Below are 25364 nucleotides of genomic sequence, written 5' to 3'. Positions count from 1 at the left end.
GGTGGCGTCCTGCCCAGCGTACGTACGGGCGGGCAGGGCGCTGTGTCCGCCGGCGGTGCGGCGCGCCGTCACGAGCGGTGCGGGTGACGTTGTCGCTGGTCGTGGCGCTGACGGCGGCGGCAGGTACAGAGCCTGCCGCCGGCGGGACGGCCCGGGCCGGGGTCCCGCCCGCCGCCTCGGCCCCGGCGGAACCGAGTGACATCGCCCCCTTAGCGTCGCTGCCCGCTCCCCGCCGCCCCTCCCCGGTACGCGCCCACGGTGCCGACCGGCTGGCCGCCGCGAGCCTGGAGGCGCTCCGGCTCGGCAGGGCCGCGCACCGGACCGGGCGGTCGTACGCGAAGATCCTGCGCGAGATGAGAGCGGGCCGGACCCGCGCCGCGCAACTGCGGGCGGCCCTCCTCCGGGAACGCCGCAGGGCCGGTGAACTGCGCCGGGCGGCCGGACGGATCGCCGGTGCGCAGTACCGCAGCAACAACCGGCTGCCGTTCGCCCTGAGTACCCGGGCACGGCACGGCTCCCAGGCCCGTCGCGGCCCCCAGGCCCATCACGGGCGCCAGGCGCGTCCGAGCCCCGAGGCGGTACTGGACGCCTACCGGAACGCCGATCACCGGCAACACCTGCTGGCCTCCCGTGCGCGCGAGGCGCTGCGCCTGAGCCGGGCCCTGGAGGCGGACCGCGCGGCCGTACTGGCCCGCTCCGCGGCGCTGGTCGCCCACCGCTCCCGCCTCGACACCGAGCGCCTGCGCATCAGCCGCCGCCTGGGTGTCGTCCGCGGACAGCTCCGGGAGCTGTCCCGGAAGGCGTCCCGCGAGGGGCGCTGCGGGCTGCCCGGCACGGTGACCGCGGCGGCGAAGCGTTCCGAGCCCGCGGCACCGCCGGTGACGGCGCCGGGCACCGGGTGGACCCGGCCGGTGGAGCACTACGTCCTGTCCGCAGGCTTCGGCGGCTCGGGCCGCCGCTGGGCACACGGCCACACGGGCCAGGACTTCGCGGTGCCGGTCGGCACCCCCGTACGGTCCGTGGGCTGGGGCCGTGTCGACAGCCTGACCTGCGGTGACAGCTTCGGGATCAGCATGGTCGTGCAGCACGGCGCCGGTGCGTTCTCGCAGTACGCGCACCTGTCGGCGGCGCTGGCCCGCCCCGGACAGCGGGTACGGCCGGGACAGCAGATCGCGCTGTCGGGTACGACCGGCAACTCCACCGGACCGCACCTGCACTTCGAGGTACGCCGCACGCCGCGCATGGGATCGGGGATCGATCCGGTGCCATGGTTGGCGAGCCGGGGGGTGCGATTGCGGTGAGGAGGTGCGGTGACCAGACGGGGGGTGGGGCGGCGAGGGGCGGTCAGCGGCGCTCAAGTATGCGTTCGATCACGGCCGCCACGCCGTCCTCGTTGTTGCCGGCCGTGTGGAGGTCCGTCGCGGCCAGTACGGCGGGATGCGCGTTCGCCATCGCGTACGCGGTGCCGGCCCACGCCAGCATCTCGATGTCGTTGGGCATGTCCCCGAAGGCGACGACCTGGTCGGGGCTGATGCCGCGCTCCGCGCAGCAGCGGGCCAGGGTGCCGGCCTTGCTGACGCCCAGGCCGCTGATCTCCAGGAGCGCGGTGGGGCTGGACCGGGTGAAGGAGGCGTACCGGCCCGCCCGCGCGCGGGCCAGGTCGAGGAAGGCGTCCGGGTCCAGGTCGGGGTGGTGCGCGAGGAGCTTGAGTACGGGCTGGTCGGGGCTCAGCGGGGACTGCCGCTCCTCCGGGCTCGGTTCGGCCAGGAGCTTCTCCGCGGGCGCGATGACGGCGGCCGGGTCGAGGTGGAAGGGCGGGTAGGCCGGCTCGTAGTTGATGCCGCCGGTCCGCTCGACCGCGAACGTCGTACCGGGAGCGGCAGCGCGCAGCGTTTGCACGACGGAGAGCGCCTCCGGCCGTTCCAGCGGGCTGATCTCGACGATCCGGCGGCCGTGATGAAGGTCGACGACGGCCGCGCCGTTCGCGCAGATCGCCAGCCCGTGCCCGTGCACATGGTCACTGACCACATCCATCCAGCGGGCCGGCCGGCCGGTCACGAAGAAGACCTCGATGCCCGCCCGCTCGGCGGCGGCCAGCGCGGCGATCGTCCGGCCGGAGACCGTCTTGTCGTCGCGCAGCAACGTGCCGTCGAGGTCGGTGGCGATCAGCCGGATCGTTTTCCCGTCGGACCCTGGCGCCAGGGGAGGCTCTGCGGAGGCATCGGTCACGCCGTCCATCTTCGCGCATATGCGCGCACAGGCGTGCGGCGGGTCGCGCGCATGAGCTTGACGGAGGCGGGTTCGTGTCGGGAGTACGGGGGCGTACGCCGGAGGGTGCCGGACGGCCGTACGGGAACGGGTACCGGGCCGTAGGAAGACGAGCGGCGGGTCGTACCGGAGCGGGTGCCGTACGCACCCGCCCAAAGGCCGAGCCTTACCCGCGCAGGTTCGGGCGGAGAGGCGTACGGATGCGGAGACGGGCGTACGGACGGCTACGTGTGCGCCCGTACGGCATGTGCACCCCGCGTACACGGCGCGTGGCGCCCGTGTGCGGGTGCTCACCACGGCTCGCGGGCCCGGTGCCGCGCCGCCGTACGCTCGTACCCATGCGACTGAGCACCGTGATCCTTCCCGTCCGCCGCTGGTCCGAGGGTGGCCGGGAGGTGTGGCAGCGCGCCGAGGAGCTGGGCTTCCACACCGCGTACACCTATGACCACCTCTCCTGGCGGAGTTTCCGGGACGGACCGTGGTTCGGCGCGGTGCCGACACTGACCGCGGCCGCCGCCGCGACGTCCCGGATGCGGCTGGGCACCCTCGTCACCTCCCCGAACTTCCGGCACCCGGTGACCCTCGCCAAGGAACTGATCTCCCTGGACGACATCAGCGACGGGCGGATCACCCTCGGCATCGGCGCCGGCGGCTCCGGTTTCGACGCCACGGCACTCGGCCAGGAGCCGTGGACACCCCGGGAACGGGCCGACCACTTCGGCGAGTTCGTACCGCTGCTGGACCGGCTGCTGACGCAGGACGTGGTCTCGTACGAGGGCGAGCACTACCGCGCCCACGAAGTGCGCAACATCCCCGGCTGTGTACAGCGCCCCCGGTTGCCGTTCGCGATCGCGGCCACCGGGCCGCGCGGCATGCGGCTGGCCGCCGGGTACGGGCAGGCGTGGGTGACCACCGGCGACCCGAAGACGTCCGCGACCGGCACCGCGGCCGAGTCCCTGGAAGCCGTACGCGGCCAGGTCGAACGCCTCGGCAAGGCGTGCGCCGAGGCCGGCCGGGACGCCGGTGAGCTGGAGAGGATCATGCTCACCGGCTTCACGCCGGACCGTCCGCTCGCTTCCGTGGACGCCTTCGTGGACTTCGCCGGCGCACACGCCGAGGCGGGCATCGACGAGATCGTGCTGCACTGGCCGATCGACGGGTCGGTCTTCGAAGCGGACCTTTCGGTGTTCGAGCGGATCGCCGGGGAGGGGCTTGCGCAGCTCGGACGGTAGGGCGGTCGTCAGGCAGGGGCGGTGGGCAGGCAGGCGCGTCGGGGCCGCATCCCGCGCTCGCGCGAATCCATGGCCTGCGTTTTACGCCGTAACGGGCGGACAAGAGGGAGAATCGGGTCAGAGGCGCCGGAACGGTTCCTCGGACGGAACTCTGCGGACTCTGCGGTTTGGAGGACTGAGAGGCATGGCACGGACCCGATTCGCCCCCGACCGCGGCCTGACGTCACGCATGGTCACCACCATGTTCTTCATCGGCCTGCTCTACGTGGTCGTGGTGGGCGCGCTGGTGGTGCTCCTCAAGGGCGCGTGGATCGTGGTGCTGCTGATCTCGGGCGCCATGTTCGTCGCACAGTTCTGGTTCAGCGACCGGATCGCCGCCTTCAGCATGGGGGCGCGTGAGGTCACTCCGGAGCAGGCACCGGAACTGCACGGCGCTGTCGACCGGCTGTGCGCCCTCGCCGACATGCCCAAACCGCGCGTGGCCGTCGCGGAATCCGACGTACCGAACGCCTTCGCGACCGGCCGCAACCAGAAGAACGCGATGGTGTGCGCCACCACCGGTCTGCTGCGGCGGCTGGAGCCGGAGGAACTGGAAGGGGTCCTCGCGCACGAACTGTCGCACGTCGCGCACCGCGATGTCGCGGTCATGACGATCGCCTCGTTCCTGGGCGTACTGGCCGGGATCATCACGCGCGCGGCCCTGTGGAGCGGCGTCGGCCGCAACAGCCGGGACAACAACGCGGCGATCGCCGTCCTGGTCGTCACGCTGGTCAGCGCCGTGGTCTACGCCGTCAGCTTCCTGCTCACCCGCCTGCTGTCGCGCTACCGGGAGCTGTCCGCCGACCGGGCCGCGGCCATCCTGACCGGGCGCCCGTCGGCGCTGGCCGCCGCGCTCACCAAGGTCACCGGTCAGATGGCGCAGATCCCGACGCGGGACCTGCGCAGGGCCGAACCGTTCAACGCGTTCTTCTTCGCGCCGGCGTTCTCGAAGGAGAGCTTCGGGCGGCTGCTGTCCTCGCACCCGACGCTGGAGCAGCGGCTGGAGCAGTTGGGACGGATCTCGGCGCAGTTGGGGCGGCCGTAGAGGCGGTCGTAGGGGGAAAGCGCCGCCTTCCGGGCGCCCGCCGGAAGACGATCGCAGACGACCGCAGACGGGCCGCAGAAGGATCGGTTAGACGGGCCGCAGTCGGATCAAGGAGAGCCACCGCATGGGATTCCTGGACGCCATCCTCGGACGCAGCAAGCCGGTACGTCCCGACCTCGACCGGCTGTTCGCGCTTCCCTCCGCGGCCGTCACCCTCCAGTCCGCGGCCGGATTCCGTCCCACCGGCCTGGGATCGGTGTGCTTCGCGAGCGTCGAGGGTGGCGCGTTCCGCGGCATCGAGGAGGAGGTGCGCAACCTCCTGGGCAGGCCGGCCGAGTTCAGCCAGGACGAGTACGGCTACTCGTGGATGCTCGCGCGGCACGAGCCGGAGGACAGCGCGGGGTTGGTGAACGATCTGCACACCGTCAACAGTTCCCTGGAGAGCGCCGGTTTCGGCCCGCAACTGCTGTGTTCCCTGATGGGCTTCCGGGACGACCGGGACAGGTCGCTCGCGCTGGTCTACCTCTACAAGCGGGGCACGTTCTACCCGTTCGCGCCGCTGACAGGCCCGGAAGGGGCCGCCGAAAAGCGCGACAACGCCCTGGAGCTGGAGATCCGGGCCGTGCTCGCCGACGACTTGGAGATCGAGCCGGACCTGAGCCGGTGGTTCCCGGTCTGGGGCGCGCCCGGGTTGTGACCGGTTGACCGTGTCTCGCGCGGCGTAGGGCTGGTCCCTGGCCGGTCTCTTCGGCGGCTGGTTCCGGCACCGGGCGGTCGCTCGCGTACGTTGGCGTCATGGCTGAGGCAGTGGAGACGGCGGGAGTGCCGGGCAGGCGCCGCCGTGCGCCCGGGATGAGCGCCGACGAGCGCCGTTCGATGATCGTGAAGGCCGCGTTGCCGTTGGTGGCGGAGTACGGTGCGGGCGTGACCACGGCGAAGGTGGCGCGCGCGGCGGGCATCGGCGAGGCGACGATCTTCCGCGTCTTCGAGGACAAGGAAGCGCTGCTGGCGGCCTGTGTGGCCGAAGCCCTCCGCCCCGACGCCCTGCTCGCCTCCCTGGCCGCCGTCCCCCTGCACCGGCCCCTCGCGGAGCGGCTGGTCGAGGCGCTGGAGGCGATGCGGGAGCACCTGTCCCGTATCGGTGCGGTGATCGGTGCGCTGCATGCGACGGGGCATCTGCGGGGGCGTGAAACGCCAAGGGCGGGTGGAGCGGGCTCGGACCCGGCCTCGGGATCGGCCGCGATCGTGCCCGGCAGCCGTGAGGAGGCGCTGGCGGCGCCGCTGGCAGCGGTGGCCGCCCTGTTCGAGCCCGAGCGGGACCGGTTGCGGGTGGCGCCGGAGGCCCTGGCCAGGGTCTTCCTGACGCTGAGCCGGGCCTCGGCGGCGGATGCGGGAGACGACGGGCGCATGCCGGGGGCGCTCAGCCCACGGGAGTTGGTGGACCTCTTCCTGCACGGCGCGCTCGCGGACGAACGCTAGGCCGCGGACGAACGCGGTCTGCTCGCGCCCCTGATCAGGCGCCTGCCACTGGATCTACCGCTGTCGCTTCCGAGCCCGCTCCCGGACCCGGGGCTGCTCCACCTCGGTGCCGTACTCCTGAATTCGAGCCTTTATCTGCTCCGAATTCTGCTCCGGCTCGTGCGCCGGGTCCTGTTCCCCGGCCGTTGCCCCGGCCGCTTCCCTGCTCCGGCGGGCCTGGTCCGAAGTGATCTCGGCGGCCGCCCAGTTGGCCCACTCCTCCACCATGGCGGTCTGCCGCAGTCCGAATTCCAGGGCGATGCGCCCGTAGACCGCGAGCGTTTCGCCCTCCCAGTCGCCGGCGTCGGCCAAGGCCCGGTAGTCGGCGTGTGCGCGGGCGGACCGTTCGGCCTGTTGCAGAAGGTACGTACGGGCTTCCAGCGGTGTCAGGGCACCGAGGAAGAAGACGCGCAGCAGGCCGTCGTGCCGCTGCGGTCCGACGGGCTCCACCTCCGTGAGCCAGTGGTGCAGTTCGGCCATGCCCGCCTTGGTGATGGCGTACTCCTTGCGGCCCCGGGGACCGTGCGAGGCCACCTCGATCAGGTCGGCCGCGGTGAGTTTGTTCAGCTCTCCGTAGACCTGGCTCTGGGTGGCCGGCCACACGTGCGCGAGCGACAGGTCGAACGTCTTCATCAAGTCGTAACCGCTGGCGGGTGATGCGGCCAGCAGGCCCAGAACGGCGTGGCGGAGGCTCATGTCCATCACTTTACCTTCCAGTCTTGACACGTCAATGCAGAACCTTCTAGCTTCGACATGTCGAAGTTGGAATGTCGCTGGAAGGCCGGGGCAGCCCGGTCGGGGGAGTCGAGAGTCATGACCTTCTTGCGGGGGTTCTTTCCATGGATCGCCTACGGAGCTGTGGCCTGGGCGTCGTGGCAGTGGGCCGCGCTGCTGGCCCTGGTGATCGGCTGCGTGGTGCTCTACGCGGACCGGGCCGAGGGGCTGTCGCCGTCGTTCCGGGTGCTGGAATACGGCAGCCTGGTGTTCTTCGCCGGCATCACGGTCCTGGCCTTCGTCCGGCCGGACAGCGGTCTGCGGACCTACGACGGAGCCCTGTCCTCGGGCTGGCTGGCGCTGGTCACCTGGGGGTCGATGGCCGCCCGCCGGCCCTTCACGCTCGCGATAGCCCGCCGCAAGGCGCCGCCCGAGGTGTGGCGTACCCGCCTGTTCCTGCGGATCAATTACGTGCTCAGCGCGGCCTGGGCGGCATCGTTCACGTTCGCCGCGGCAGGGCAGGCCCTGGTCACGGGCTACGGGCTCGGCCTGACCGCGATGATCTCCATCCATCTCAGCGCCTTCGTCATCCCGTTGCGTTTCACCGCGAGCTACCCGGAGCGTGCGCGAGCGCGCTTCCTGGATAAGGCCGGCGGACACCCGTACGTACAGGAGGCCCAGCCCGCATGACGACGACACACGACCCCGGATCCGCCGTCCCGGCGTCCGGCTCCGCAGACACACCGGCCCCGCACCTGGCGGGGAACTTCGCCCCGGTGACCAAGGAACTCACCGCGCACGAGCTGCCGGTCACCGGCGCCATACCGCCCGAGCTGACGGGCTGGTACCTGCGCAACGGCCCCAACCCGCGGGACGCCGCGTCAGTGCACTGGTTCTTCGGTGACGGCATGGTCCACGGCGTCCGCCTGGCAGGCGGCAAGGCCGTCTCGTACCGCAACCGCTGGGTCCGCACCTCGACCTTCACCGACGGTGCACCGGTCCGGGACCGGATGGGGCGTCCCAACCTGACCGCCGGCGTCGCCAACACCCACGTGGTCCACCACGCGGGCCGCACCCTAGCCCTGGTCGAGTCGTCCTTCCCGTACGAACTCGACTGCCGGCCGGGGCACGAGCTGGAGACCATCGGTCCGTACGACTTCGACGGCCGGCTGACCACCGCCATGACCGCTCACCCCAAGACCTGCCCGACCACGGGAGAGCTGCACTTCTTCGGCTACGGCGTTCCGGAGCCGCCATTTCTGACCTACCACCGTGCGGACGCCTCCGGCGCACTGGTGGTGAGCCGCCCCGTCGAGGTGGGGGCGTCCACGATGATGCACGACTTCCATCTGACGGCCGGGCACGTCGTCTTCATGGACCTCCCGCTCGTCTACGACCACGGGACTCCCGGCATGCCGTACGTGTGGGACGCGGAGTACGGCGCCCGGCTCGGAGTGCTGCGCCGCGACGATCCGCACGGTGACGTCCGCTGGTTCAGCATCGACCCCTGCTACGTCTTCCACTCCCTGAACGCGTACGACGACGGCCCGGGGCGCATCGTCCTCTACGTCTGCCGTTACCCGGCGCCGGAGCTGAAGTCGCTGCCCACACTGTGGCGGTGGACCATCGACCTCGTCTCGGGCAAGGTCGTCGAGGAGCAGGTGGACGACCAGTCGGGCGAGTTCCCACGGATGGACGACCGGCTGGCGGGGTTGGACGCCAGGTTCGGGCACATCACACGGAGCGGGGGCCCCGGCGCCGGACCGACGCCGAGCGCGGTGATCCGCTACGACCTGCACACCGGCACCAGTACGCGGTACGACTTCGGCCCCGGCCGGACAGCCGCCGAGGCCGCCTTCGCCCCGGCGGACGACCGGCCCGGCGGCCCCGGGTGGTTGCTCACCTACGTACATGACGCGGCGAGCGACACCAGTGATCTTGTGATCCTGGACGCGGAGGACATAACCAAGGGGCCGGTGGCCTCGGTCCACCTGCCCCAGCGGGTGCCCTTCGGGTTCCACGGGAACTGGCTCCCGGACCCGGTCCAGTAGGGAGGTGGCGGGCCGCGTCCGGCCCCGAGTGGCTGCGCCTGAATGGCGGCCGGGGGTGCGGCGGTATCGGATGAGGGGGTTCACATCGGTCGACGCGGCCGGGACGGCTTCGGGTGCCACATCCCGACGAGGCCCGACTGCCGCATCCGGGCGATGTCCACGACGACGGCCGGGACCGGGCCCGGAAGCCTCCGGGTGGCTCCAGGCCAGGAAAGAGGCCCCATGCGTGTACGTACCGCCACCACCCTCGGCGCACTGTCCCTGGCCGCCGCGGCCACCGTGCTCACCACCGGCACGGCCACGGCCGACAGCCATGACGGCTGGATCGGCCGGACAGGGCCGGTGGACGACCTCGGCCGGCCCGGCCACATCGGGCGCGACGCAGGCCGCGACGCAGGCCGTGACGGCCGGAACACCGGCGCGGTGACCATCGGCAAGCACACCTACGCACCGTCCGTCGCCACACACAACTGGGGAGGGAACAACTGGAACAGCAAGGTCGTCTTCGGAGACATGAAACTCGACTGAAGCGGTCCGGGCGAGGGCCCGGCGGTCAGCGGGGCGGGGTGGTCAGTGGGGCGGAGTGCGGCGGACTGCCAGCTCGTCCATGGTGCGGGCATGGACCTCGCGTCGGGCGGCGGCGGTGATGAAGGCGGCCACGTTCTCCTGGCCGACCAGGTCACGTACGGCGCGGACGGCATCGGCGGGGAGCGCGATCATGGTCGCATCGGCATCGGCATCGGTGTAGGCGTCGGCAGCGGGGGCGGGATCGGCCTCGGGTGCGGAGGTGCCGGTGTCGGCGCTGGTGGGGTGAGGGTTGGGGGAACGGGCTGGCTCGGGAGCCGCGTCCTGCCCCGCCCGCGGACCGCTCAATTCACTGCTGCCGCCGCTGCTGCCGCTGCTGTCACCGCTACCGCCGCTGCTGACGTTGCTGATGTCGCCGAGGTGGTGATGGATGTAGCGGGTGGCCAGGGTGCGCATGGCGCGGGCGAGTTCGGCGTCCACGGTCTGTTGGGCGAGGGGGCGGAGGCGGCGTACGAGGCCGGCGGCCTCGGTGGCCTCGGCTTCGGTGGGCTGGTGGTCGAGGTAGGGGTGGAAGACGTACTCGGTGGTGAAGTCGAGGAAGCGGGCCGCGATGTGCTCGACCTGGCCGCGGAGTTCGCGCAGATGGCCGGAGATGGCCGTGAGGGGGACGCCGGCGCTGTGCAGCTCGGCGGCGACGGCCAGTTCCCGGGGGCTGGGGACACGGAAGACGTCGCCGCTGCCGGGGAGGCGTTCCAGGACGCCCAGCTCGACGGCGTCCGCCAGGGCCTCCTCGTCCGGTGAGCCGCCGAACGCGGCGTCCAGCTCCTCGCGCGTGATGCGGGCCGCCTCCTCGTCGCTCCACGGGCCGTCTATCTCGGCGACCAGGCCGAGGACGCCGCCGAGACCGCGGCCGGTGTCCCACGCCTCCAGGAGTTCCTTGATGCTGGCGAGGGTGTAGCCGCGGTCGAGCAGGTCGGCGGTGCGGCGCAGCCGCTCCAGGTGCTCGTCGCCGTAGACGTTGGCCCGGCCGCGGCGCTCCGGCTTGGGCAGGAGGCCGCGGTCCTGGTAGGCGCGGATGGTGCGGACCGAGGTGCCGCTGATGTGGGCCAGGTCCTCGATGCGGTACTCGGCCGGCGGCGGCGACTGGTCGGTCAATGCGGTGCTCCTTACGAGATGGCCGCGCGGCCCACCGCTCCCGCCGCGGCGCGGGCGGCCGGGGAGGACGCCAGGTAGTCGACGGCCTTGCGCAGCGACCCTTCCTGCGAGGGATGGTACGACCGCTTCAGGTAGCGCGGTACGGCGGCGCCCAGCTCACGCCAGCTCGGCAGGAGCTGCGCGCGCACGGCCCGGTTGTGTGCGCGCAGGGAGTACCGCAGGCGGCCGGCCAACTGCGGGTCGTGGCGTATGAGGTAGGCGGCGCCCCAGGCCCACAGGTAGAGGAGGACGGGGGCGGTGACGGCCATGCCCAGGACGCGGCGGGCGTACCGGGGCAGGCCCTCGCCGCCGGTGTGCTCGTACATGTCGAAGGCCACGGCGCGGTGCTCGACCTCTTCCGCGCCGTGCCAGCGGAGCAGGTCGAGCATGACAGGGTCGGGGCCGGCCCGGTCCAGGCCCTCGGCGTGCAGCACCCAGTTGCCGAGGACGGCGGTGAACTGCTCGATGGCGGCTATGAGGGAGAGCCGGAAGCGCAGCCACTCCTGGGTGGGGACGGGGGCGGCGAAGGGCGGCCGTTCGCCGAGGAGGTATGCGAAGAGGAAGTCGACGTGCTTCGTGTAGCGGGCGGTGTCCAGGCCCTGGTGGGCGAGGTGTTCCAGGACGTAGGCGTGCTGGACGCTGTGGGTGGCCTCCTGGCCCATGAAGCCTTTGACGTCCTTGAGCAGCGCGGGGTCACGGACCAGTGGCAGGGCCTCCTTGAAGACCTTGACGAACCAGCGCTCTCCCGCGGGCAGCAGGAGGTGCAGCACGTTGATGACGTGGGTGGCGGTCGGCTCGTCCGGTATCCAGTGCAGCGGGGTCTCGCGCCAGTCGAACGAGACCCGGCGGGGTGCGATCGTGTGGTGCTCCTCCGGTTCGGTGGGGTTCGTACTCACGCTGTGCTCCTGACGTAAGACGTGAGGGGAGAAGGGGGGAGAACGAGTGGATGGGGGCGAGGGGGAGGGGCCGGGGCGGTGGTGCGACCGCCCCGGCGCGCGGGCGTTTCGAGGTGCGCTCGCTGCGGCGTGCGTTCGCCTGGGCGTGCGTTCGCTCCGGTCTGTCCGCGTCTTGGCCCGCGCTCTCACACGGGCGGGTCGATACGGGCCAGTGCGCGTAGCGCGCGTGGGGTGAAGCGGGACATCAGGTGGGCGCCGCGTGCCTCGGGTGTGACGGGGACGACCGCTTCGTTGCGGACGACCGCGCGCAGGATCGCGTCGGCGACCTTCTCCGGCGGGTAGTTGCGCAGCCCGTACGCGCGGGCCACCTTGGCCTGGCGGCGCTTCTCCTCGTCCGCCGAGACGCCCGTGAAGCGGGCCGTCGTGGTGATGTTCGTGTTTACGATGCCGGGACAGATGGCCGTGACGCCGATGCCCTGGCCGGCCAGTTCGGCGCGCAGACTCTCGCTGAGCATGAGGACCGCCGCCTTCGACGCTCCGTAGGCGGACAGCACCTTCGACGGCTGGAAGGCCGCCGCCGAGGCGGTGTTGACGATGTGGCCGCCCTGGCCGCGCTCGGCCATCTGCCGACCGAAGAGGCGGCAGCCGTGAATGACGCCCCAGAGATTGACGTCCAGGACCTTCTTCCAGTCCTCGGTGGTCGTGCTGAGGAAGGAGCCGGACAGACCGATGCCGGCGTTGTTGACCAGCACGTCGACGGTGCCGTACTCGGCGGCGACCTTGTCGGCCAGCTTCTCCATGGCGGCCTCGTCCGAGACGTCCACCGTCTCGGCCCACGCCTGCGGGGCGCCGACCAGCCGCGCCAGGTCGGCCGTACGGGCCGCTCCCTCGGCGTCCCGGTCGACGGCGACGACGCGCGCCCCCGCCTCGGCGAAGGCGAACGCGGTGGCCCGGCCTATGCCGCTGGCGGCGCCGGTGACCAGCACCAACTGCCCGCCGAACCGGTCGGCGTACGGACCGGAGGCGACGATCTCCCTGGCCGGGTCGCCCTCCTCCTTGGACGTCACGAACTCGGTGATCCAGGAGACCAGTTGGTCGGGCCGGGTGCGCGGCACCCAGTGCTTGGCCGGGAGGGTGCGCCGGACCAGTTGCGGCACCCAGCGTTCGAGGTCGTCGTAGAGCCGCTGGGACAGGAAGGCGTCCCCGGTGGGCGTGATGAGCTGCACCGGGCAGTGGGCGTAGGCGTCGGCGCGCGGGCGGCGCAGCCGGGCGCGGACGTTGTCGCGGTAGAGCCACGCGCCGTGGGCGGCGTCCGTGGGCAGGGACGCCGTCGGGTAATCGCTCGCGGGTATCTTCTCCACCCGCTGGAGGATCTTCGGCCAGCGCTTGCCGAGCGGTCCCTTCCAGGCCAGCTCGGGCAGGACCGGGGTGTGCAGCATGTAGACGTACCAGGATTTGGCGCCCTGGTTGAGCAGTTGTGCCGTGCGGCGCGGGGTGGGGCGGGCGACGCGCTTCTTGATCCAGTGGCCGAAGTGGTCCAGCGACGGGCCGGACATCGAGGTGAAGGAGGCGATCCGGCCTTCCGTGTGCCGGGCCGTCGCGAACTCCCACGCCTGCACCGAGCCCCAGTCGTGGCCGACCACGTGGACCGGGCGGTCCGGGCTCACCGCGTCCGCCACGGCGAGGAAGTCGTCGGTCAGCTTCTCCAGCGTGAAGCCGCCGCGCAGGGGTTTGGGCGCGGTGGACCGGCCGCAGCCCCGGACGTCGTACAGCACCACGTGGAAGCGGTCGGCCAGACCGCGGGCCACCTCCGACCACACTTCCTTGCTGTCCGGGTAGCCGTGCACCAGCACCACCGTGGGACGTGTGGCGTCGCCCAGTTCGGCGACGCACAGCTCCACCCCGCCCGTACGGACCCAGCGCTCCCGGGCACCGTCCAGCACGGCTCCGGCTCCAACCTGGGCTCCGACTCCGGCTCCTGTCGTCCTGCTCATGCGGCCTTCTCCTCCTGCCAGCGCCGCACGTGCGGCAGATCGTCGTCCAGCCAAAAGGCGCTCTCCTGCGGGTCGGCGGAGTCCGTCACGACGAGGATCTCCTCGAACTTCGCGCCCGTGCCCCGGAATCCGAGGTGCGGTTCGACCGCCCACAGCCCCGGCTGCGGCGGGTGGTCGGAGAACTTGTACGGGCTCCACAGCGGCGACCAGCCGTCCCGGTGGCCGTGCAGCGCGTCGGAGGCCAGGCCCTTGAGCGCCTGCGTGCCGAACCCGAAGACCGTGGGTGACCAGCGGCGCTCCTTCACCCGGTCGATCTTGTGGGCGATCACGCCGAAGGGGTAGGCACGGTGCCGGTTCGCATGCCCCTGGCGGATCATGAGCCGCTCGACGTCCTCGTAGATCTCGCGCAGCGGGCGGCGTTCGCGCACCTCGCGCAGGATCAGTTCGCGGTGCGCTTCGAGGTCGGCCAGCAGCCGGTCGTGCACGGGGTTGAGCCCGAGGCAGCCGGAGTAGCCGATGTCGGCCGTACGGCCCTGGTGGACCGGCGCCATGTCGAGGATGAAGGCCATCCCGGGCTCCAGGCGCCGGTTGGTGGGGAAGAACTGCAGCGGTATACGGAAGTTCGTGAACGCCGTACGGTCGCCGAACCAGGCGAAGGGGAGGTGGAACCAGTCCCGTACGCCCCGTTCGTGCAGCCACTCGCGCTGCATCCGCGCCGCTTCCCGCTCCGTCACCCCCGGCCTGAGCTGCGCGGCGACCGCCTCGGCGCAGTCGTACGCAAGGCGCTGCACCTCTCTGAACCCCCGTAGCTCGGCGCTGAGTTCACGCGCTCCGCCGGCCCCGCGGGCCGCGCCACTGTCCCCCCGGGCCGCCCCGCCGCCCCTCCGGGCCGCCCCGCCGCCCCCCGGGCCGCCCCGCCGCCCCTCCGGGCCGCTGCGGCCCCTGTCGCTGAGGTCATCGCCAACCGTCCGTCCCGTATGCCGTTCATCGCGGTACGTGCCCGTAACTTGACACTGATGAATGTGACAATGCTCGGCGGCGACGTCAAGGGGTCGGTACGAGCCTGTGGAAAACCCGCGGGAGACAACCGGCGACGGACCGGAGAAGCCCCAGGAAGCCGCCCCGTAATCGATCAACATCAACGGCCCGCAGCGAGCCCCCGCCCCCATCAACCCCGCCCCCGATCCCCCATGGGCCGAAAGCCGGACCTCCCCTACGGGCCCCTCCACCTGTGGTCGGACGCCGATCCAGCCGCCAGGTCTGACGACCGTTGTGGTGAGCGCCACTACCGTCGTTGACGTGACTGTGATCGTGACCGAAAGCCTGAGCAAGCGGTACCCGAGGGTGACCGCGCTGGACCGGCTCACCGTTGACATCGGACCGGGTGTGACCGGCCTGGTGGGTGCGAACGGTGCCGGCAAGTCCACCCTGATCAAACTGCTGCTGGGCCTCGCCCCGGCCAGCGAGGGGTCCGCGACCGTCCTCGGCCTCGACGTGGCCAGGGAGGGCGGCGCCATCCGGGAGCGCGTCGGCTACATGCCGGAGCACGACTGCCTGCCGCCCGACGTCTCGGCCACCGAGTTCGTCGTCCACATGGCGCGCATGTCCGGCCTGCCGCCGACCGCGGCCCGTGAGCGCACCGCCGACACGCTGCGGCACGTCGGCCTCTACGAGGAGCGCTACCGCCCCATCGGCGGCTATTCGACGGGCATGAAGCAGCGCGTCAAGCTGGCGCAGGCGCTGGTCCACGACCCGCAACTGGTCTTCCTGGACGAGCCGACCAACGGTCTGGACCCGGTCGGCCGCGACGAGATGCTCGGCCTGATCCGCCGCGTGCACACCGAATTCGGCATCTCGGTCCTGGTCACCTCGCACCTCCTCGGCGAACTGGAGCGCACCTGCGACCACGTCGTCGTCATCGACGGCGGCCGGCTGCTGCGCTCCTCCTCGACCGACGACTTCACCCAGCTCACCGCCTCCCTCGCGGTCGAGGTCACGGACACCGACGAGCACCCGGACGGCACGGCGTCGCTGCGCGCGGCCCTGACCCGCGCCGGTGCCGCGGTGACCCCCGCGGCCCCCGGCTCGGAGAGCGGCGCCTCCGCCGCCCACGTGCTGTACGTGGAGGCCACCGGCGAAGAGACGTACGACCTGGTGCGCGACACCGTCGCGGGCCTCGGCCTCGGCCTGGTCCGGATGGAACAGCGCAGGCACCGCATCTCCGAGGTCTTCCAGAGCGACGACGTGTCGACCGAGGGCGCCCCGGAGGCACCGGGCCCGCAGCCCGCCGCGCCCCGCCCGACCGCCCCCGCGACGACCGCTTCCGCGACGACCGCCCACCGAGCCATCAAGGACGGAGGCGCCCCCGATGCCGCCTGAGACCAGGAACCCCGCCACCGCCGGAGCGGCGCAGGACGTCATCCACGACATCGGCTACCGCCACTTCGACGGCCCCCGCCTGGGCCGCGCCTACGCCCGGCGGTCGCTGTTCTCGCAGAGCCTGCGCGGCGCCTACGGGCTCGGCCGCTCGGCGAAGTCCAAGGTCCTGCCGATGCTGCTGTTCGCCGTCATGTGCCTGCCCGCGGGCATCATGGTGGCGGTCGCGGTGTTCACGAAGATGCACGACCTGCCGGTGGCGTACACCCGGTACGCGATCTTCCTTCAGGCGGTCATCGGCCTCTACCTGGCCGCCCAGGCACCGCAGTCCGTCTCCCGCGACCTGCGCTTCAAGACCGTTCCGCTGTACTTCTCGCGCCCGATCGAGCGGGTCGACTACGTGGCGGCGAAGTTCGCGGCCATGGCCAGTGCGCTGTTCATCCTGACCGCCGCGCCGCTGCTGATCCTCTACATCGGCGCGCTGCTGGCCAAGATGGACTTCGTCGACCAGACCAAGGGACTGGCTCAGGGCCTGGTGTCGGTGGCGCTGCTGTCCCTCCTCTTCGCCGGTGTCGGCCTGCTGATCTCCGCGCTGACCCCGCGCCGCGGCTTCGGCGTGGCGGCCGTCATCGCCGCGCTGACGATCCCGTACGCCGCGGTGAGCGCCGTCCAGGGCATCGCCGCCGTACAGGGCCAGGAAGGGGTCGTGGGCTGGCTCGCCCTGTTCTCGCCCGTCACCCTGATCGACAGCGTGCAGGCGACGTTCCTCGGCGGCACCGCGTCGTTCCCCGACGAGGTCCAGCCGTCCACCGCCGCCGGACTGGTGGCCCTCCTGGTCACGCTGGCCGCCGTCGCGGGCTCGTACGCCCTGCTGATGCGCCGCTACCGGAAGGCCGGCCTGTGACCGCCCGCCCCGCGCCCCCGGAGGCGCACCCGACGATGCCCGCCATCAGCTCCCGGAGGAACGGGCCGCGCCCATGACGACCATCCAGATCGACCACGTCTCCCGCTGGTTCGGCAACGTCGTTGCCGTCAACGACATCACCATGACCATCGGGCCCGGTGTCACCGGGCTCCTCGGCCCCAACGGCGCGGGCAAGTCCACCCTGATCAACATGATGGGCGGCTTCCTCGCCCCGTCCGGCGGGTCCGTCACCCTCGACGGCCGTGCCATCTGGCGCAACGAACGCATCTACCGCGACATCGGCATCGTGCCGGAACGCGAGGCGATGTACGACTTCCTCACCGGCCGCGAGTTCGTCGTCGCCAACGCCGAACTGCACGGCCTGGGGAAGGACGCCGCGCGCCGCGCGCTGGCCACCGTCGAGATGGAGTACGCGCAGGACCGCAAGATCTCCACGTACAGCAAGGGCATGCGCCAGCGCGTGAAGATGGCGTCCGCGCTGGTCCACGAACCGTCCGTACTGCTGCTGGACGAGCCGTTCAACGGCATGGACCCGCGCCAGCGGATGCAGCTCATGGAGCTGCTGCGGCGGATGGGCGACGAGGGCCGTACGGTGCTGTTCTCCTCCCACATCCTCGAAGAGGTCGAACAGCTCGCCTCGCACATCGAGGTGGTGGTGGCCGGACGGCACGCCGCGTCCGGCGACTTCCGCAAGATCCGCCGCCTGATGACGGACCGCCCGCACCGCTACCTCATCCGCTCCGACGACGACCGCGCGCTGGCCGCCGCCCTGATCGCCGACCCCTCCACGGCCGGCATCGAGGTGGACCTCCAGGAGGGCGCGCTGCGCGTCCAGGCCGTCGACTTCCCCCGCTTCACCGCCCTGCTGCCGCGCGTCGCCCGCGACCACGGCATCCGCCTCCTGACGGTCTCGCCCTCCGACGAGTCCCTGGAATCGGTCTTCTCCTACCTCGTCGCGGCCTGAAAGGAGCCTGAAAGCGATGTCAGCGACCTCATCGGTCCGGCCGGACCCGTCCCCGGCACCCGCCGCGGGCCCCTCGGCGGCCCCGTCGTTCTTCAACCCCACCGTCGCCCGGCTCACCTACCGGGCCCTCCTCGGGCGGCGCCGCGCGCTGATCCTCTTCGCGCTGCCCGCCCTCCTGATCGTCATCTCCGTCGCCGTACGGGCGCTGGCCGGCGCCGACGACTCCACCGCCAACGGCGTCCTGGGCACCTTCGCGCTCGCCACGATGGTCCCGCTGATCGGCGTGATCGCCGGTACGGGCGCGATCGGCCCGGAGATCGACGACGGCTCGGTCGTCTACCTGCTGGCCAAGCCGCTGCGCCGGTCCTCGATCATCTTCACCAAACTGGTCGTGGCGATCGGCGTGACGGCCGCCTTCTCCGCCGTCCCGGTGCTGATCGCCGGCTTCGTCCTCAACGGCAACAGCCAGCAGATCGCCGTCGCGTACGCGGTCGCCGCGGCCGTGGCCTCCGTCGCGTACAGCGCCCTGTTCCTGTTCTTCGGCACGATCAGCCGGCACGCGGTCGTCTTCGGCCTGGTCTACGCCCTGGTCTGGGAGACCCTGTTCGGCAACCTGGTCCCGGGCGCGAGGACGCTGAGCGTCCAGCAGTGGGCCCTCGCGGTGGGCCAGAAGATCGCTGCGGAGGGCGCGATCACGTCCGAGGTGGGACTGCCGCTGGCGGTGGTCCTCCTGGTCGCCGTGACGGGCCTCGCCACGTGGTACGCGGCACGCAAGCTGCGGTCGTTGACGTTGGCGGGGGAGGAGTAGGGGGGCTGCGAACTGTTTGTGCGCCCGGCTGGGGGTTCCGGCCGGGCGCTTTGCGTGGGCGGCTGGGGCCGCCGCGTGGTGCGGGTGCACAGGGCTCGCTGGGCGCTGTAAGGCAACTGCCGGGCCACAACGCGGCACAAAGCACCGCGCGCTGCCGGAGACCACAAAGCTCCGGCAGCGCGCGGGCGCAGAGGTACGAGGCCCGTTAAGCCCCCGCCCCGATCCGCCGGTCCCGCCCCGCGCCCAAGCCCAGCAGCACCAGGCCCACGCAGACGAGCAGCAGCAGCACGATCGGTACCGTCCAGCCGTGCGTGGCCTGGTGGACCGCGCCGAGTACGAGCGGGCCGGCGGCGGCGAGGAGGTAGCCCCAGGTCTGGGCCATGCCCGAGAGGCGGGCGGCGGTGTGGGCGTCTCCGGAGCGCAGCACCATCATCGTCAGGGCCAGGCCGAGCGCGCCGCCCTGCCCGATGCCCAGGAGTACGGCCCAGACCCAGGCGCCCGCCACCGGGGCCACCAGGAGGCCGACGATGCCGCAGGCCATCAGGGCGGTGACGGCGACGGCCAGCAGGCGCTGGCGCCGCATCCGCCCGGCGAGCATCGGCACCACGAAGGAGCCGGCCATCTGCACCAGGGTGCTGAAGGCGAAGACCAGTCCGGCCGTGGCCTTGCTCATGCCGTGATCGGTGAAGATCGTCGGCATCCAGGCGATCATCACGTACGCGATCAGCGACTGCGACCCCATGAAGAGCGTGACCTGCCAGGCCAGCGGGGAACGGCTCAGATTGGGGCCGTCCTCGGTGGTGTGCGTCGGTGTCGCGGCGGCCTGGCCGTGCCGGGTGCCGCGCCGGGCCAGCACCGCCTGCGGGATCCAGACGAGGGCGGCGACCGCGGCCAGCAGCGCCCACGAGGCCAGCGAACCCTGCCAGCCGCCCAGCGCGTTCTCCAGCGGCACGGCGGAGGCGGCCGAGACGGTGGCGCCCAGGATCATCGCCGTGGAGTACAGGGCGGTCATGCCCGCGGCCTGCTCCGGGAAGTCCCGCTTGATCAGGCCGGGCATCAGGACGTTCAGCAGCGCGATGGACGTACCGACCACCGCGCAGCCCACGAACAGCGCGACGACCGGCGGGGCGATACGCAGCAGGATGCCGCCGCACAGCAGCACCAGCGCGCCGCACAGCACCGTCTCGGTGCCCCAGCGGCGGGCCAGCCGCGGCGCGGCGATCGAGCCGAGGCCCATGAAGACCAGCGGGATGGTCGTCACGAGGCTGCTCGCGGTCGCGGCCAGGTGGAAGTGGTCGCCGATCTCGCTCACCAGCGGCGAGACGCCGGCCAGGGCGGCGCGCATGTTCAGTGAGGCGAGCACGATGCCGAGCAGGACCAGGACCGGGTGCGCGCGCAGCCGGCGGCGGGCCGCGGCTACCGGCGGTGCCGGGGCCAGGTCCTCCTCGGCGTCGATCAGTGGTGCTTCGGGCCGGGTCACTGACATGGGTGGGTGACGCTCCTTGGGTGAGGGGATGTGGGGGGGGGAAGGGGAGGGGGAAACGTTTCGGCGGTGGTCCGGTCGTACGGGCGGAGGGTGGCGCCCCGTACGGCGGCGGGGGCTGCGGTCCCGCAATCACGGGCGAACCGGCCCGCTCACCGCTCCGCGAGCAGTTTCTCCACCGCCCGTTTCGGGGGCTCCAGCAGCGCGCGGGCGGCCTTCTCGGCGGCCTCCGGGTCGCCGGAGGCGATCGCGTCCAGGACGGCACGGTGGTCACCGTGCACGATCCGCGGCATCAGTTCGTCGCCGAGCGAGGAGACCAGCGCCTCGCGTACGGAGCTGCTGAACCAGGCGTACGTGGCGGTGAGCGCGGTGTTGTGCGCGGCCTCCACGACGGCCCGGTGGAAGGCGATGTCGTGATCGGCGTACAGCTCCAGGTCGCCGCCGAACGGCTGCCCGCCCTCGGCCTCCAGTGCGGCCTGGGCGTCCAGCGCGGCGCGCATCCGGTCCAGGTCGTCCGGCCGGTGCCGCTGCGCCGCCAGCCGGGCGGCCTCCGCCTCCAGGGCGATACGCAGCTCCAGCACGTCCCGGACCCCGGCCCGCTGCACGCCGCGCATGATGGCGCCGGGGTCGGTGCAGGAGACCACGAAGGTGCCCTCACCCTGCCGCGAGCGCAGCATGCCCGCGTGCACGAGGACCCGTACGGCCTCGCGGACGGTGTTGCGGCCCACCTGGAGCTGTTCGGCCAAGGCGTGCTCGGTGGGGATGCGCTCGCCGACCGGCCAGGTGCCGGCGGTCAACTGGGCGCGCAGGGCGTCGACGACGGTGTCCACGAGGGACTGTCGTCCCGCTGCCTGCAACGCCATGCGCGTCTCCTCGGTTCGAGCTGGCCGGCCCGGTACTCGACAACCGGCATCATTTGCCCGGTCATCCTACAACTGATGAGTGCAGTATGCACGGAGTTGCCGCTCCGTGCATACCGCGCCTGCTCACCCGCCTGCCGTCACAGCCCGATGTCGCGCCCCTGGATGTCCGCCAGGGACTCGCGCCTTACGAGGACCCGCGCGTGCCCGTTCGCGACGGCGACCACCGGCGGGCGGCCGACGAGGTTGTAACCCGAGGCCATGGACAGGTGGTACGCGCCCGCCACCGGCACGGCGATCAGGTCCCCCGGGCGCACGTCCCCGGGCAGCGGCACCCCGGCGGCGAGGACGTCGCCCGCCTCGCAGTGCCGTCCCACCACGCTCACCGGCGTCGGCGCCGCGGACGACCGCCGCCCGACCAGCCGGGGCGCGTACCGCACCCCGTACAGCGCGGGCCGCGGGTTGTCGCTCATCCCGCCGTCGACCGCGACGAAGGTGTGCTCACCGGTCCGCTTGACGGACAGCACCCGGTAGAGGGCGACGCCCGACGGCCCCGCGATGGCGCGGCCCGGCTCGACGGTCAGCCGGGGCACCGGCAGCCCGGCCGCCGCGCAGCCGCCGGCCAGCTCCGCCCGCACCTTGGCGCCGAGCGCCGCGATGTCCATGCTGTCCTCGCCGGGCCGGTAGGCGACGCCGTGGCCGCCCCCGATGTCCAGTTGGGGCAGCGTGACGCCGTGCTGCTCGTGGATACGGGCCAGCAGTCCGACCAGCCGCCGTACGGCCGACAGGTACGGCTTCACGGTGGTGATCTGCGAGCCCAGGTGGCAGTGCAGTCCGACGAGCCGGAGCCGCGGCTGGCCCAGGATGCGGGTGATGGCGTGCTGCGCCGAACCGTCGGCCAGGGACAGGCCGAACTTCTGGTCGTCGGTACCCGTACGGATCTTGGCGTGGCCGCCGGCGGCGATGCCCGGAACCACCCGTACGAGGACCTGCTGGCGGGTGCCGGCGGGCACCGCGGCGGCGAGCCGGGCGATCTCGGAGGTGCTGTCGATGACGATCCGGCCGACGCCGAGGCGCAGCGCGGTGCGCAGGTCCTCGGGGCTCTTGGCGTTGCCGTGCAGCAGGATGCGGTCGGGCGGGAAGCCGGTGGTGACGGCGAGTTCCAGTTCGCCCGCGGAGCAGACGTCCAGGCCCAGGCCCTCCTCCCGTACCCAGTGGGCCATGGCGCGGCACAGGAACGCCTTGGCCGCGTACAGGACGTCGGCGTCGGGGAAGGCGCGCAGGTAGGCGCGGCAGCGGGCGCGTACCTCGGCCTCGTCCAGGACGTAGGTGGGGGTGCCGAAGCGCGCGGCGAGTTCGGTGAGGGGGACGCCGCCGACGGTGAGGTCGGCGTCGGGGAGTTCGGCCGTGGAGGCGGGCCATACGCCGAGGTCGGCGGGGTCGGTGGGGGCAGTGGATTCGACGGTGCTGGTGGGCCGGGTGAGAGCCGGGGGATCGGTGGGGTCGGCGGGGTGCGGGCGAGGGAGGTCGGTCCGCTGTCCTGCGGGGGGCTGCGATGCCGGGGTCGTCGTCACGGTCATGGTGGTCGTACGCCCCTTCTCAGACGGCCCGCAGCAGCGGGGTACGGGGAGTACCGGGGGCGAGGCGGGGGTCCACGGTCAGGACGGCCGCGCCGAGCGGTTCGGCGAGGGCGCGCAGCGCGGGTTCGGCGAGCCGGATCCACGGCTGGTCGCTGCCGAGCGCGGCGGCGAGCCGCTGCACGGAGGTGAAACCGACGGCGGTACGGCCGCCGAGCGGAGTGCGGAACAGGCGGGCCGTACAGCCCGCGGGGCCCGGCCGGACGGGGACGAACAGCAGTCCGGCCGGGATGCGTTCGGCGGGCTCGGGGTCTTCCGCGTACAGGTGTTGCTGGGGCACGGTGTCGCTCCTCGCGCGGCAATGGCCCCGGACCGGAGGGAAGGGAAGTGCCGGGGCTCCTCCTCGACGCTATGCCCGTACCGGCATGCGCACGGCGGCGTACTGACGCATCATTGACGGCCCGTGGACGCCCCTTGACGGAATGCTGGTGCTCCGGCGCATGCCCCGGTGCACGGAAACGCCGTGCGCCCCGGCGCGGGCCCGTGCGTACGCCTCGGCATATGCCGAATCACGGCACGCCGCCGCCCGCCGTCCACGAGGATCGTTTCGACCACCGCCCGGAACCCACGAGGACCGCCTCGACCGCCGCCCGACGACCGTCGGCCCGCTCTTCGCCCTTCACACCCGCCTCCGACCTTCACCCGCCCTCCGACCTCGTCCGCCCTCCGACCTCCACCGCCCCTTGACCTTCACACCGTGGCAAGCCCTGCACTGGGAGTCTCATGTTCACCATCGGAGAGTTCGCGGGCCACGGCCGTGTGTCGGCCCGGATGCTGCGCCACTACGACGCCATCGGGCTGCTGCGCCCGGCCCGTACGGACCCGGCCACCGGCTACCGCTACTACGAGGCCGGGCAGCTCGCCCGCCTCAACCGCATCATCGCCCTCAAGGACCTCGGCTTCAGCCTCCAGCAGGTGACGGCCATCCTGGACGAACAGGTCAGCGCGGCCGAACTGCGCGGCATGCTGCGGCTGCGCCGCGCCGAGCTGACGGCGGCGGTCACGGCGGCCGGCGCCCGGCTGGCCCGGGTCGAGGCGCGGCTGCGGACGATCGAGGGCGAAGGGCGGATGGCCGCCGACGAGGTGGTGGTCAAACGGGTCGAAGCGGTACGGGTCGCCCAACTGACGGGCACCGCCGCGAGCTTCGGGCCCGAGGACATCGGCCCGGTCGTCGGGCCGCTGTACGACGAGCTGTTCCGGCGGCTGGCCATCGCGGGCGTCGAGCCGGCGGGCCCGGGCATCGCGCACTACGCGGACGCGCCCGGCGGCGGGGACCGCATCACGGTGCACGCGGCGGTCGTGGTCGCGGCCGTTCCGCAGCCGTCCCACGACTTCGCGATCGTGGACCTGCCGCCGCTCGCGCAGGCCGCCACGGTGGTGCACCGCGGGCCCATGGAGCGGGTACTGCCCACGGCCCAGGTGCTGGCCCGCTGGCTCGACGACAGCCCGTACCGGTCCGCCGGGTATCCGAGGGAACTGACGCTGGAGTGTCCGGAGGACCGGGAGGGCTGGGTGACCGAGTTGCAGGAGCCGATCACTGCGGAGGGGTGAGCCAGCGGGGGCGGGCGGGGGGACGGTACGTCGTTCCGGTCGTACGGGTCGCTCAAACCCGCGCCCGTACCGGCCCCCTGTCGCGCTCCTCGGATGCGCCGGCGCACGTAGGGGCGCACGCGGGCACGTCTGCTTCGACACCCGAGAGCCGTCGTGCGCGGGCTCTTGCGTCCGCCCCGGCGGCCGTGCCTGACGCCGCACCCGGACCGGCGGCCGTGCCGCCCCCGCCCGCCCCGCCCACGCCGAGCGAACCGTTCACCGTTTCGGCGAACTCCACCGCCACCGGGCTCAGCGCCGCCCACTGCCGTACCGCCCAGCCGGCCGCCAACGGGGGCAGCCCCGGGATCGGGATCAGCCGGAGCGACGGGTGCCCGGCGCCCCGCCAGCCCGGCAGGTCCGGCACCACCGCGTGTCCGACGCCCAGTTCCGCCAGCAGGATCGCGGTGTCCCAGTCGGCCACACTGGTGGAACTGGCGGGTGCGGCGGCGGGGCCCTCCCCGGTCTCCGGCCGCCCCCGGCCCAGGTGGCCGTCGAGCCGCATCCGCGAGACGGAGTTCTCCGGCAGCCGGATGTGCCGGATGCCGGACAGGCCGCCCGCCAGCTCGGCCGGCTCGATGTGGTCGCGCCCGGCGAGCGGGTCGTCGGACCGTACGGCGAGGACCCACGGCAGCTCCAGCACCGGGTGCTGCTCGATACCGCGTACGGGCGGGCCGATGGTGATCCAGGCCAGTTCGGCGGTGCCGTCGGCCACCGCCTCGAAGCAGCGGCGGCCGGAGTTCTCGGTCTGGAACTCCAGGTCGACGTGCGGGTGGCGGGCCCGGAAGGCGACCACCGCCGCCGACATGAAGTGCCGTACGGTCGTGGCTCCCGTGGTGATCCGCAGCGTGCCGCCGTCGCCTCGACGCAGGTCGGCCAGGCGGCGCAGGGCCAGGTCCAGTTCGGCGAGCGAGCCGGTGGCGGCGCGGCACAGGATGCGGCCCGCCTGGGTGGGGGCCACGCCGCGCGGCCGCCGCTCCAACAGGGCGATGCCCGCCTCGCGTTCGAGGCGTTTGACGCGCTGGCTGACCGCCGACTGCGTACAGCCCAGGTCGCGGGCGACGGCGCTGAGGCTGTGCGCCTCGCAGACGGCGACGAAGGCACGGAGGTCGTCGAGAGTCACCAACCCAAGGTATCGCTGGGGCATGTGGAAGGAAACCCGAGGATTGACTTGGGTGTGCGAGCGGGACGAGGATCGGTGCAGGGCCCAGGGCGGCCACCCGGAACCGGCTACGGCGCCGTACGGTT

Annotated in this window: 24 protein-coding genes; 13 read left to right on the top strand and 11 right to left on the bottom strand. The window is 72.5% G+C overall.

The genetic code is table 11. From position 1 onward, the window contains the following. Positions 1-83: 83 nt before the first annotated feature. The gene (locus EJG53_RS20005) at positions 84-1301 is read left to right on the top strand and encodes a M23 family metallopeptidase (RefSeq protein WP_244955235.1); all 1218 of its coding nucleotides are present in this window, start codon (positions 84-86) and stop codon (positions 1299-1301) included. Between the two features lie 43 nt (positions 1302-1344). Here EJG53_RS20005 and EJG53_RS20000 read toward each other — a convergent pair whose 3' ends face one another. Then, a complete protein-coding gene (locus EJG53_RS20000; RefSeq protein ID WP_125045988.1) occupies positions 1345-2238 on the bottom strand; it encodes a Cof-type HAD-IIB family hydrolase in 894 nt (297 codons plus the stop codon). A 368-nt stretch (positions 2239-2606) separates the two neighbouring features. Here EJG53_RS20000 and EJG53_RS19995 point away from each other — a divergent pair, with 368 nt between their 5' ends. The 4 genes from EJG53_RS19995 to EJG53_RS19980 all read left to right on the top strand — a co-directional run bounded on the left by EJG53_RS19995 (position 2607) and on the right by EJG53_RS19980 (position 6063). After that, complete coding sequence (locus EJG53_RS19995) at positions 2607-3500, top strand: LLM class flavin-dependent oxidoreductase (protein ID WP_125045987.1); 894 nt, start codon at positions 2607-2609, stop codon at positions 3498-3500. Positions 3501-3684: 184 nt separating this feature from the next. After that, the gene (htpX, locus tag EJG53_RS19990) at positions 3685-4584 is read left to right on the top strand and encodes a zinc metalloprotease HtpX (protein ID WP_125045986.1); all 900 of its coding nucleotides are present in this window, start codon (positions 3685-3687) and stop codon (positions 4582-4584) included. A gap of 124 nt (positions 4585-4708) precedes the next feature. Further along, entirely contained in the window at positions 4709-5281 is a 573-nt protein-coding gene (pspAB, locus tag EJG53_RS19985; RefSeq protein ID WP_125045985.1) for a PspA-associated protein PspAB, read from the top strand. A 98-nt stretch (positions 5282-5379) separates the two neighbouring features. Further along, positions 5380-6063, top strand: coding sequence for a TetR/AcrR family transcriptional regulator (locus EJG53_RS19980; protein WP_125045984.1), 684 nt, complete (start codon positions 5380-5382; stop codon positions 6061-6063). Between the two features lie 54 nt (positions 6064-6117). On the opposite strand, the gene EJG53_RS19975 is transcribed toward EJG53_RS19980, so the two are convergent. Next, complete coding sequence (locus tag EJG53_RS19975) at positions 6118-6798, bottom strand: PadR family transcriptional regulator (protein ID WP_125045983.1); 681 nt, start codon at positions 6796-6798, stop codon at positions 6118-6120. 117 nt (positions 6799-6915) lie between these two features. Here EJG53_RS19975 and EJG53_RS19970 point away from each other — a divergent pair, with 117 nt between their 5' ends. From EJG53_RS19970 to EJG53_RS19960, 3 genes are all read left to right on the top strand, one after another. Further along, a complete protein-coding gene (locus tag EJG53_RS19970) occupies positions 6916-7506 on the top strand; it encodes a hypothetical protein (RefSeq protein ID WP_125045982.1) in 591 nt (196 codons plus the stop codon). Further along, positions 7503-8867 carry a carotenoid oxygenase family protein gene (locus EJG53_RS19965; RefSeq protein WP_125045981.1) on the top strand — a complete coding sequence of 455 codons (1365 nt, stop codon included), beginning with the start codon at positions 7503-7505 and terminating at the stop codon, positions 8865-8867. The genes EJG53_RS19970 and EJG53_RS19965 overlap by 4 nt, the downstream gene beginning before the upstream one ends. A gap of 222 nt (positions 8868-9089) precedes the next feature. Then, positions 9090-9395 (top strand): hypothetical protein, encoded by a 306-nt coding sequence (locus tag EJG53_RS19960; protein ID WP_125045980.1) that lies wholly within the window; start codon positions 9090-9092, stop codon positions 9393-9395. A 42-nt stretch (positions 9396-9437) separates the two neighbouring features. Here EJG53_RS19960 and EJG53_RS19955 read toward each other — a convergent pair whose 3' ends face one another. The 4 genes from EJG53_RS19955 to EJG53_RS19940 all read right to left on the bottom strand — a co-directional run bounded on the left by EJG53_RS19955 (position 9438) and on the right by EJG53_RS19940 (position 14267). Further along, positions 9438-10547 carry a MerR family transcriptional regulator gene (locus EJG53_RS19955; protein ID WP_125045979.1) on the bottom strand — a complete coding sequence of 370 codons (1110 nt, stop codon included), beginning with the start codon at positions 10545-10547 and terminating at the stop codon, positions 9438-9440. An 11-nt stretch (positions 10548-10558) separates the two neighbouring features. Then, a complete protein-coding gene (locus EJG53_RS19950) occupies positions 10559-11482 on the bottom strand; it encodes a metal-dependent hydrolase (RefSeq protein WP_125045978.1) in 924 nt (307 codons plus the stop codon). A gap of 185 nt (positions 11483-11667) precedes the next feature. Next, entirely contained in the window at positions 11668-13476 is a 1809-nt protein-coding gene (locus tag EJG53_RS19945) for an SDR family oxidoreductase (protein WP_125045977.1), read from the bottom strand. Beyond that, entirely contained in the window at positions 13473-14267 is a 795-nt protein-coding gene (locus EJG53_RS19940) for a M24 family metallopeptidase (protein WP_125045976.1), read from the bottom strand. Before EJG53_RS19940 ends, EJG53_RS19945 begins: the two co-directional genes overlap by 4 nt. 514 nt (positions 14268-14781) lie before the next feature. Here EJG53_RS19940 and EJG53_RS19935 point away from each other — a divergent pair. From EJG53_RS19935 to EJG53_RS19920, 4 genes are all read left to right on the top strand, one after another. Further along, positions 14782-15855: an ABC transporter ATP-binding protein gene (locus EJG53_RS19935; RefSeq protein WP_125049461.1), complete on the top strand. Its 1074-nt coding sequence runs from the start codon at positions 14782-14784 to the stop codon at positions 15853-15855. Then, positions 15845-16756, top strand: a complete 912-nt coding sequence (locus EJG53_RS19930) for an ABC transporter permease subunit (protein WP_125045975.1) — start codon at positions 15845-15847, stop codon at positions 16754-16756. The genes EJG53_RS19935 and EJG53_RS19930 overlap by 11 nt, the downstream gene beginning before the upstream one ends. A gap of 73 nt (positions 16757-16829) precedes the next feature. Further along, positions 16830-17741, top strand: coding sequence for an ABC transporter ATP-binding protein (locus EJG53_RS19925; RefSeq protein ID WP_125045974.1), 912 nt, complete (start codon positions 16830-16832; stop codon positions 17739-17741). Between the two features lie 16 nt (positions 17742-17757). Then, entirely contained in the window at positions 17758-18549 is a 792-nt protein-coding gene (locus EJG53_RS19920) for an ABC transporter permease subunit (RefSeq protein WP_244955234.1), read from the top strand. 205 nt (positions 18550-18754) lie between these two features. On the opposite strand, the gene EJG53_RS19915 is transcribed toward EJG53_RS19920, so the two are convergent. From EJG53_RS19915 to EJG53_RS19900, 4 genes are all read right to left on the bottom strand, one after another. After that, complete coding sequence (locus tag EJG53_RS19915; RefSeq protein WP_125045973.1) at positions 18755-20035, bottom strand: CynX/NimT family MFS transporter; 1281 nt, start codon at positions 20033-20035, stop codon at positions 18755-18757. 149 nt (positions 20036-20184) lie between these two features. After that, a complete protein-coding gene (locus tag EJG53_RS19910; protein WP_125045972.1) occupies positions 20185-20895 on the bottom strand; it encodes a FadR/GntR family transcriptional regulator in 711 nt (236 codons plus the stop codon). Positions 20896-21032: 137 nt separating this feature from the next. Next, positions 21033-22472 carry a diaminopimelate decarboxylase gene (gene lysA, locus EJG53_RS19905; RefSeq protein ID WP_125045971.1) on the bottom strand — a complete coding sequence of 480 codons (1440 nt, stop codon included), beginning with the start codon at positions 22470-22472 and terminating at the stop codon, positions 21033-21035. Between the two features lie 19 nt (positions 22473-22491). Continuing rightward, positions 22492-22809 carry an SAV_915 family protein gene (locus EJG53_RS19900; protein WP_031006763.1) on the bottom strand — a complete coding sequence of 106 codons (318 nt, stop codon included), beginning with the start codon at positions 22807-22809 and terminating at the stop codon, positions 22492-22494. Positions 22810-23252: 443 nt separating this feature from the next. On the opposite strand from EJG53_RS19900, the gene EJG53_RS19895 reads away from it, so the two are divergent. After that, a complete protein-coding gene (locus EJG53_RS19895) occupies positions 23253-24080 on the top strand; it encodes a MerR family transcriptional regulator (protein WP_125045970.1) in 828 nt (275 codons plus the stop codon). A 52-nt stretch (positions 24081-24132) separates the two neighbouring features. Here the strand turns inward: EJG53_RS19895 and EJG53_RS19890 are convergent, their stop codons facing one another. Next, a complete protein-coding gene (locus EJG53_RS19890) occupies positions 24133-25239 on the bottom strand; it encodes a LysR family transcriptional regulator (RefSeq protein ID WP_244955233.1) in 1107 nt (368 codons plus the stop codon). Positions 25240-25364 lie beyond the last annotated feature (125 nt).

It is taken from the genome of Streptomyces chrestomyceticus JCM 4735, from assembly GCF_003865135.1.
In the GTDB taxonomy this organism is placed as follows: domain Bacteria; phylum Actinomycetota; class Actinomycetes; order Streptomycetales; family Streptomycetaceae; genus Streptomyces; species Streptomyces chrestomyceticus.
Note: the sequence above shows the minus strand (reverse complement) of the source record. Positions and strands in the feature narration are given on the sequence as shown.

What these genes read in the sequence shown, in the direction of transcription:
- EJG53_RS19910 (WP_125045972.1), bottom strand. Translation starts at nt 20,895, where the DNA reads ATGGCGTTGCAGGCAGCGGGACGACAGTCCCTCGTGGACACCGTCGTC.
- EJG53_RS19925 (WP_125045974.1), top strand. Translation starts at nt 16,830, where the DNA reads ATGACGACCATCCAGATCGACCACGTCTCCCGCTGGTTCGGCAACGTC.
- EJG53_RS19970 (WP_125045982.1), top strand. Translation starts at nt 6,916, where the DNA reads ATGACCTTCTTGCGGGGGTTCTTTCCATGGATCGCCTACGGAGCTGTG.
- EJG53_RS19995 (WP_125045987.1), top strand. Translation starts at nt 2,607, where the DNA reads ATGCGACTGAGCACCGTGATCCTTCCCGTCCGCCGCTGGTCCGAGGGT.
- EJG53_RS19965 (WP_125045981.1), top strand. Translation starts at nt 7,503, where the DNA reads ATGACGACGACACACGACCCCGGATCCGCCGTCCCGGCGTCCGGCTCC.
- EJG53_RS19895 (WP_125045970.1), top strand. Translation starts at nt 23,253, where the DNA reads ATGTTCACCATCGGAGAGTTCGCGGGCCACGGCCGTGTGTCGGCCCGG.
- pspAB (WP_125045985.1), top strand. Translation starts at nt 4,709, where the DNA reads ATGGGATTCCTGGACGCCATCCTCGGACGCAGCAAGCCGGTACGTCCC.
- lysA (WP_125045971.1), bottom strand. Translation starts at nt 22,472, where the DNA reads ATGACCGTGACGACGACCCCGGCATCGCAGCCCCCCGCAGGACAGCGG.
- EJG53_RS19915 (WP_125045973.1), bottom strand. Translation starts at nt 20,035, where the DNA reads ATGTCAGTGACCCGGCCCGAAGCACCACTGATCGACGCCGAGGAGGAC.
- EJG53_RS20000 (WP_125045988.1), bottom strand. Translation starts at nt 2,238, where the DNA reads ATGGACGGCGTGACCGATGCCTCCGCAGAGCCTCCCCTGGCGCCAGGG.
- htpX (WP_125045986.1), top strand. Translation starts at nt 3,685, where the DNA reads ATGGCACGGACCCGATTCGCCCCCGACCGCGGCCTGACGTCACGCATG.
- EJG53_RS19945 (WP_125045977.1), bottom strand. Translation starts at nt 13,476, where the DNA reads ATGAGCAGGACGACAGGAGCCGGAGTCGGAGCCCAGGTTGGAGCCGGA.
- EJG53_RS19980 (WP_125045984.1), top strand. Translation starts at nt 5,380, where the DNA reads ATGGCTGAGGCAGTGGAGACGGCGGGAGTGCCGGGCAGGCGCCGCCGT.
- EJG53_RS19920 (WP_244955234.1), top strand. Translation starts at nt 17,758, where the DNA reads ATGTCAGCGACCTCATCGGTCCGGCCGGACCCGTCCCCGGCACCCGCC.
- EJG53_RS19960 (WP_125045980.1), top strand. Translation starts at nt 9,090, where the DNA reads ATGCGTGTACGTACCGCCACCACCCTCGGCGCACTGTCCCTGGCCGCC.
- EJG53_RS19930 (WP_125045975.1), top strand. Translation starts at nt 15,845, where the DNA reads ATGCCGCCTGAGACCAGGAACCCCGCCACCGCCGGAGCGGCGCAGGAC.
- EJG53_RS19975 (WP_125045983.1), bottom strand. Translation starts at nt 6,798, where the DNA reads ATGAGCCTCCGCCACGCCGTTCTGGGCCTGCTGGCCGCATCACCCGCC.